This window comes from Nodosilinea sp. LEGE 07088 (genome assembly GCF_015207395.1).
Lineage (GTDB): Bacteria > Cyanobacteriota > Cyanobacteriia > Phormidesmidales > Phormidesmidaceae > Nodosilinea.
This window is the reverse complement of record NZ_JADEWX010000261.1, coordinates 1-5,917: the sequence shown is the minus strand read 5'-3', so window position 1 is coordinate 5,917 and position 5,917 is coordinate 1. Positions and strand designations below refer to the sequence as shown.

General features: G+C 58.7%; 4 protein-coding genes. All 4 read right to left on the bottom strand.

What is annotated here, in order from left to right; all coding sequences use genetic code 11:
- Nucleotides 1–304: 304 nt before the first annotated feature.
- Complete coding sequence (locus tag IQ254_RS29185) at nt 305–3,085, bottom strand: cyclic nucleotide-binding domain-containing protein (RefSeq protein WP_193969660.1); 2,781 nt, start codon at nt 3,083–3,085, stop codon at nt 305–307.
- A 240-nt stretch (nt 3,086–3,325) separates the two neighbouring features.
- Nucleotides 3,326–4,399, bottom strand: a complete 1,074-nt coding sequence (locus IQ254_RS29180) for a succinylglutamate desuccinylase/aspartoacylase family protein (RefSeq protein WP_193969659.1) — start codon at nt 4,397–4,399, stop codon at nt 3,326–3,328.
- A 269-nt stretch (nt 4,400–4,668) separates the two neighbouring features.
- Nucleotides 4,669–5,163 carry a DUF1269 domain-containing protein gene (locus tag IQ254_RS29175; RefSeq protein ID WP_193969658.1) on the bottom strand — a complete coding sequence of 165 codons (495 nt, stop codon included), beginning with the start codon at nt 5,161–5,163 and terminating at the stop codon, nt 4,669–4,671.
- A 142-nt stretch (nt 5,164–5,305) separates the two neighbouring features.
- On the bottom strand, nt 5,306–5,695 hold the full coding sequence (locus tag IQ254_RS29170) for a response regulator (protein ID WP_193969657.1): 390 nt from the start codon (nt 5,693–5,695) through the stop codon (nt 5,306–5,308).
- Nucleotides 5,696–5,917 lie beyond the last annotated feature (222 nt).

Sequence of the window (5,917 nt, the reverse complement as noted above, 5' to 3'; positions counted from 1 at the left end):
GCTCCATAATATTGCTGGCTGAAACGTTCTATATCAGCCAGTTTCGGGCATGACGGGTCGTTTGACTTAACCCATGTCCGTTTTTCTTGGCGGCTCGTCACTGGACAGAGAACTTCCCACTGTCCAGAACGTAAGTTTTTTGCACTCCCTGATAGCAGTATTTCTTAATAATGAGTTATCTTTTCTTTAGATTTCACTGACTCTTTTTAGGCCGTGAGGCGATCGCTATTAAGTCTTGTTTAAGGGTGATCGGTGGCGGGGCGAGCAATCCTGAACCACGCCTACAGCTTGCCTGAGTGCTGCTCTAGGATGAGGCAGCCGTAATCTGCCGTAGACGCTGGCTTTCTAGGGCGATCACCCGACGGGCAAAGTTGGCATCCTGGTCGATAAGGGTGTCAAAGGCATCGACGGGGATAGCCAAAATGCGAGTGTTTGCGCTGTCGGCAAGAATGGCGTTGTCTAGGTGGCTGTGGGTCAACACCTCTAATTCATCTAAGGTCTGGCCGGGGTGGAAGCGCTCAACGCGGGCAGTCTCGGCCTGTTGGTAATGGATACTGGCTTCCCCTGCCAGCAGGATCAGCAGCTCACGGCAGGTGTCGCCTGCATGGGTAATGGCTTGACCGGGGGCATAGGTTCTAATCTCGGCGCGATCGCCCAGGGCCAGCAGGGTTTGGGGCTCTAGGGCGTGGAAGAAATCGCTGTTGAACAACGCGATGACCTTCTCTAGCTCGGGTAGGTCGGCCAGGAGCGGGGCAGAAGCGCTGGATTGAATCGCCGCTGCGGTAGCCGTGAACAGAGGGTTAGCCCCCTGGGATGGGGTTTGGCTGGCGGCGAGGGCGCGAGGAAGACTGAGCTGAGCCATCAGGTACAGGACGACGGCAGGCACGAGGGGGTTGTAGTGGTCGAGTAGGTTTTCGAGGTAGCTCAGGGTATCTGCGGCGGTGGGTGGGGCCGGGCTAACCGTCGATTCGTCGGGGGGCGGCTGAAGGGTCGCGATCAGCTCGGGTGCTAGCTGAGGGGCGACGGTTTCGGCTTGGAGCTGGGCGGCCAGGGGCTGGGGCGCAAGCTGGCTGAGCGAGGTTGCGATCGCCCTGGCCTCGGCGTCAGGTAAGACGGCGAGGGTTTCCAGCAGCGATCGCACGATCACGGCCTGCTTGTGATGTACCGCCTCACGCACCAGGGCCATGGCGGCAGCGTGGGGCTGAAGCTCGGGTAGGGTGAGGGCGTGGTCGTAGGCCAGCCATTCTCGCAGTCGCGCCAGCAGCCCCGCCGCCCGCTGATCATCCCTACTGTCAGCAATTCCGCTGAAAATCCAGTCTTCTTCCTGGGGGGTAATGGCATACTCTTGACGCAGCGATCGCAACGTCAGGGGATCGTCGGCCTCGACCATCCGTTCAGGCTGGGTTTGCTGCAGGCGCAGCAGGCGTTCGAGCGATCGCTGGTAGCCGCTGATGCGCACCTGGTTTTCTAGACTGCGCTGACGCTGGGGGTTAAGCAACTCGGGGTCTTCAATGCCCAATTCGGCCAGCACCTCCTGGTGCTCGTCGGCAGAGATGCCCAGTTCCTGGCGCATTTGCTGGAGCACATCCAGACTGTTGGCGGTGTCGATATAGCCCTCGGCCAGGGCCTCGCGCACCACGCCTTTGTAAGCCCGGTGGCGTTTTTCGCGGGTAAAGTCGGGCAGCACCTTGGCCAGCACATAGACCTCATCGGCGTGGAGGTCGTCGAGGGAGCGCCCGTCTAACAGCGGAGCGACATCGAGCTCCAGCTTGGCCAACTGCTTGCGCAGGCGGCTGGCCAGGTTTTCGCGGGTGTAGCGATCGGGGCTGCGCCGCCAGCTCTGTTGCAGCCACAGAGTGCTCAAAAACAGCACCAGCCCGTCAAAGCCAAACTGCACCCAGCCGGGAGTAAGCCGCAGCAGGGGTCGTCCGGCAAAGAAAAAGAAGAAATTAAAGGCGATGAAGGTGACGATCGCAAAGGCCCGATGCTGCACCCGATCGTCACCGAGGGGCCTTAACCTAGGCCAGGCCTTAGCGCGGGCGGTCAGCGCCAGACCCAGGCCCAGGCCCGCCAGGGTAAAGGCCCCCAGTACCAGGGGCACCGCTAGGAGTTTGGGAATCCCAATGACCTGACCAAATAGGTACAGCCCCGGATTCATCAGCGCGCCAAGCTGGTCGGGGTCGCGGTTCCACACCCCCGAAAAGTAGTAGTCCCAGTTGCCAGCGTAGAGGTAGTAGTAGACAAAGTAGCCCACCATCAGGCCCAGGTAGCCGTAGCGCATCACCGACTCGTCGCGCCGGTGCAGCCCATCCCAGTAGGTGCGCTCTGAGTCGATGTCAAAGCAGGGGCTCTGGCAGGCCACACAGGCACTTTTTTCGGTGCCGTCGGGGTCTACCGTGCGGCACATTGACTGGGTAATGCGGCTGTCGCTAGTGTGGGCTTTGCTGCCCAGCAGCCCTCGGGGCTCGCTGAACACGGTCTGCACCGGCGCCATGGGACAAAAGTACTGGCACCAGCTTTTGCCACCGTAGAGGTAGCCGACGGCGATCGCCGCCGCGATCGTAAATATCAGCCAGCTGCCCAGTACCAGGCGATCGGCGTTAAAAAATAGAATTCTGCCGCACAGGCCCACAAACAGGTAGGCGAACTGAACATACAGGTAGTTGCGCCCCAGCCACGACTCCGATCGCACCTTGGCCAGCTCGTAGCGCACCTTGCCGGTCTTGGTATTTTCGCGCTTAAACTGCCGCTGCCAGCCCAGCGCGCGCGGCATCTGCGACAGAAATGACAGTGGGCAGATGCGCCGCCACAGCTCGTGGCTGAATACCAGCAATATAAAAATTCCCGAGGGCACGATCGCCCCCCAAAACAGGGTCGCGCCGATGGGCTGGGCTGCTTCTTCTACGCAGACTCCCTGCACCTGCACGCATGCCCCGGTCAGCCGCAGGGGACTCCAGGGGTGATCGGGCTCGGTCAGCACCGCCGTCCAGGGGTCGTAGAACAGCGACACAATCAGCACCACCCAGCCAGTGGTAACCACCCACCGAATCCAGTGCATACGGCGTTCAGGAATTTGGGCAAACATGGAATGCGGCTCCTCGCCTGGTTACACTGGGCTTTTGCGGGTGCGGTACGCCACCACCTCAGTTTTTAACAGTTTTCAATACTAGGGCCTAATTCTAAAATCTCCATATGAACTGGTAGGATTTTGCATGAGGCAACGTCATCCATCCAGATTGCTGGCGACGGTGACGAAGGCGCTGATTTCACCGCTGCGCGATCGCTATGGATAGCTGGGCCGTAACGCACCGAGTCTCGCGCAGCATTAGGGGGCTGCTGGGGGCTGCTGGTGCAGAATCTGCACAATTCGTGTGCCGGGTTCGCAGAGGGCATCGCGGGCGACGACGGCAACTTCGCCAGCAACGGGGGCATGGTAGTCGGCGACAACATCGCCAAAGGCGCTGCGCTGGCGGGCAACGGGCTGGCCGGGGATGACGCGATCGCGCAACCCCACCAGCAGTTCCAAAAATCCCCCTGTGGTCGCTCGCACGGTTGCCAGTGCATTGCCAAATACTGTCCCCCCATCGGCAGCGGTGCGGCCCATAGGGCCCTCGATCAGGCCGTAGTGCTTCAGCACGTTGAGGCTACCTTCCACCGCCAGGGCAATTTTTTGGGGCTCAAAGCGACGCCCTTCACCAATCTCAAGGGTCAAGGCCGGAATACCCGCATCGACAAAGGCCGTTTCGAGGGTGCCCGCCAGGCCAGGGTCATCCTTGATCTGCTCAACCGGCAGCAGCTCGGCCATCTGCCGGATTGCGGGCTGGCGCAGGTCGGCAAAGCAAAACATCGTAAAGGCGCTGCCCGTGGTAACGGTGTGATAATCGAGCACCGCATCTACGTTGTTGATCAGCAGCCGATTCCACAGCAGGCCCGCGTGGCGGGCCGGGGCGTTATCACCAGTTTCATCACCGGGCCAGACCCGGTTCATGTCAAAGGCGAGACCGCCCTGCTGGGCCGTGGGCCAGAGCGATCGCGTCAGCTCGATCGCCGGGCGCGATACCCCCAGCACCGCCAGCACCGCCCCCGCCATTGCGGTGGGGTCGAGCTGGGCCATGACCCGCTGCACGGCGTCGATACCGCTGACCTCGTCGCCATGAACACCAGCAGTGAGGGCGATACAGGGGCCAGGGCGACTACCCTTGGTGACGACCACTGGCACGTACCAGTGCTGACCCGTACCCATCTGCACCCCCTGAAAGTAGACCCGATGACGCTGACCGGGAGCCAGATCGCTCACCGCTAGGTGACTGATGACTGGCACCCCCTGGAGGGTGTCGCCGGTGTAGCGGGTCTGGGCTGGTAGGGGATTTACCTGGGGGGCTCGGGGAATGGTGGTCATGGGCGATCGCTCAGGTGTCAAACATCTCAATCAGCGGGCAGGGCTCTGTCACTTACCATCGGTGGCGACGGTGAATCAACCCATCCAGCGAGCTGTCTTTCATGAAGATGACTATTGCACCCGCACCGGAGTCTGGCCGCGCACATTCGGGGCTGGATTTCCGTTAGCTCCAAACCAAAGCTGTCGCCATCGAGGGTCAGCGCCACATTAGCCTTTCTACCCCGGTAAGCTGTATCCCAGCACTGGCCTAAAACTGGGCAACGTGAAGTCTACAGCTCAGCGCCGAAGTCTTCGCGCAGCTTGGCTTCCTGCTCGGCAGTCAGGTTCGACTGAATCAGCTCACCCACCTCTTCGGGGGCAAAGGCCTCGCTAACCTTGTCTATGGTCACCGCCCCGGTGAGCAAAAACAGGGCCGAGGTACCCTCGGTGACCTTGCCGCGCAGGTCTTTGATGAAGTCGTCGTTGATGCCGTAGTCGGTAAACTTGCCCGACAGCGCCCCCGATGCCGCGCCGACAATCATGCCAAACAGCGGCACCAAGAAAATGAGACCAAACAGCATGCCCCAAAAGGCGCCGCCTAGGGCACCGACACCCACGGTGCTGACGGCCTGATTGGTCTTGGGCTTCTTGCGCCCTTCGGGCCAGGATACGATCGCGGCATCGAGCACTTTGACCAGCTCTTGTTTTTGCAGGTCTCCCAGCTTACTTAGAGCATTTTGAGCTCCGTCGGGAGTATTAAATTTCCACACAGTTAACGTAGACATGATGTTCTCCTAGTAAGGCGTAGCCACTGAACTGGAACCCTTGAGCAAAGCCTAAAGTTGCTCTCATCAAAGGGAACCATGGGTTATAGTACAGCCAAAATTATGCTGGCAAGAGCCTGGTTTAAAACTCTTCCTAACGAACTTAACTGGTCGGTTCCTCTAGGCTGATTAGACGCGAGACTTGAGCAGATAGGGTAGCGGGGTTAAACGGCTTACCGATCGCTCCCGAAAACCCCATCTGGCGAAACTCACTGAGGGTAAACCAGTTGGCACGAGAGCTGATCAGCAAAATGGGCACTGCCTGCTCAACCGAGTACTGTTTGAGTTGCTCGATCAGAATAAGTGCATCATTTTCAGCGGTAGATGCATCAACCAAAATTGCGTCTGGGCGCTTGCTTTCACATAGTCTGATGCCTTCAAGAATAGACTCCGATGGGGTTACCTCCCAGCCACCAAGCTCAGTTAGACAGTCACCTAATACATCCCTTAGGCTAACTTCATGTTCAATTAAAAGAATCGATTTACTGGGCATTTTAACGCCCTTTTTAATCTCAATAAAGCAGCATTTTTCTTGAGTATGTCAGGCCATCCTAAAGATAGGAAATGTGAAATGACTTGAAATTAGAGTAAGTAGGCGGTTGAAATTAAATGTAAGATAGCGGGGTAGCTAGAGTGCCCCAAAATGCCCGCCCCACTACGCATCATACTAACCGAGGAAGAAGATCGGACGTTGAGCGAACTTCGAGAGGCTCAG

Bases quoted from the DNA above. Each gene is read 5' to 3' on its own strand.
- IQ254_RS29185 (WP_193969660.1), bottom strand. From the start codon at position 3,085: ATGTTTGCCCAAATTCCTGAACGCCGTATGCACTGGATTCGGTGGGTG.
- IQ254_RS29175 (WP_193969658.1), bottom strand. From the start codon at position 5,163: ATGTCTACGTTAACTGTGTGGAAATTTAATACTCCCGACGGAGCTCAA.
- IQ254_RS29180 (WP_193969659.1), bottom strand. From the start codon at position 4,399: ATGACCACCATTCCCCGAGCCCCCCAGGTAAATCCCCTACCAGCCCAG.
- IQ254_RS29170 (WP_193969657.1), bottom strand. From the start codon at position 5,695: ATGCCCAGTAAATCGATTCTTTTAATTGAACATGAAGTTAGCCTAAGG.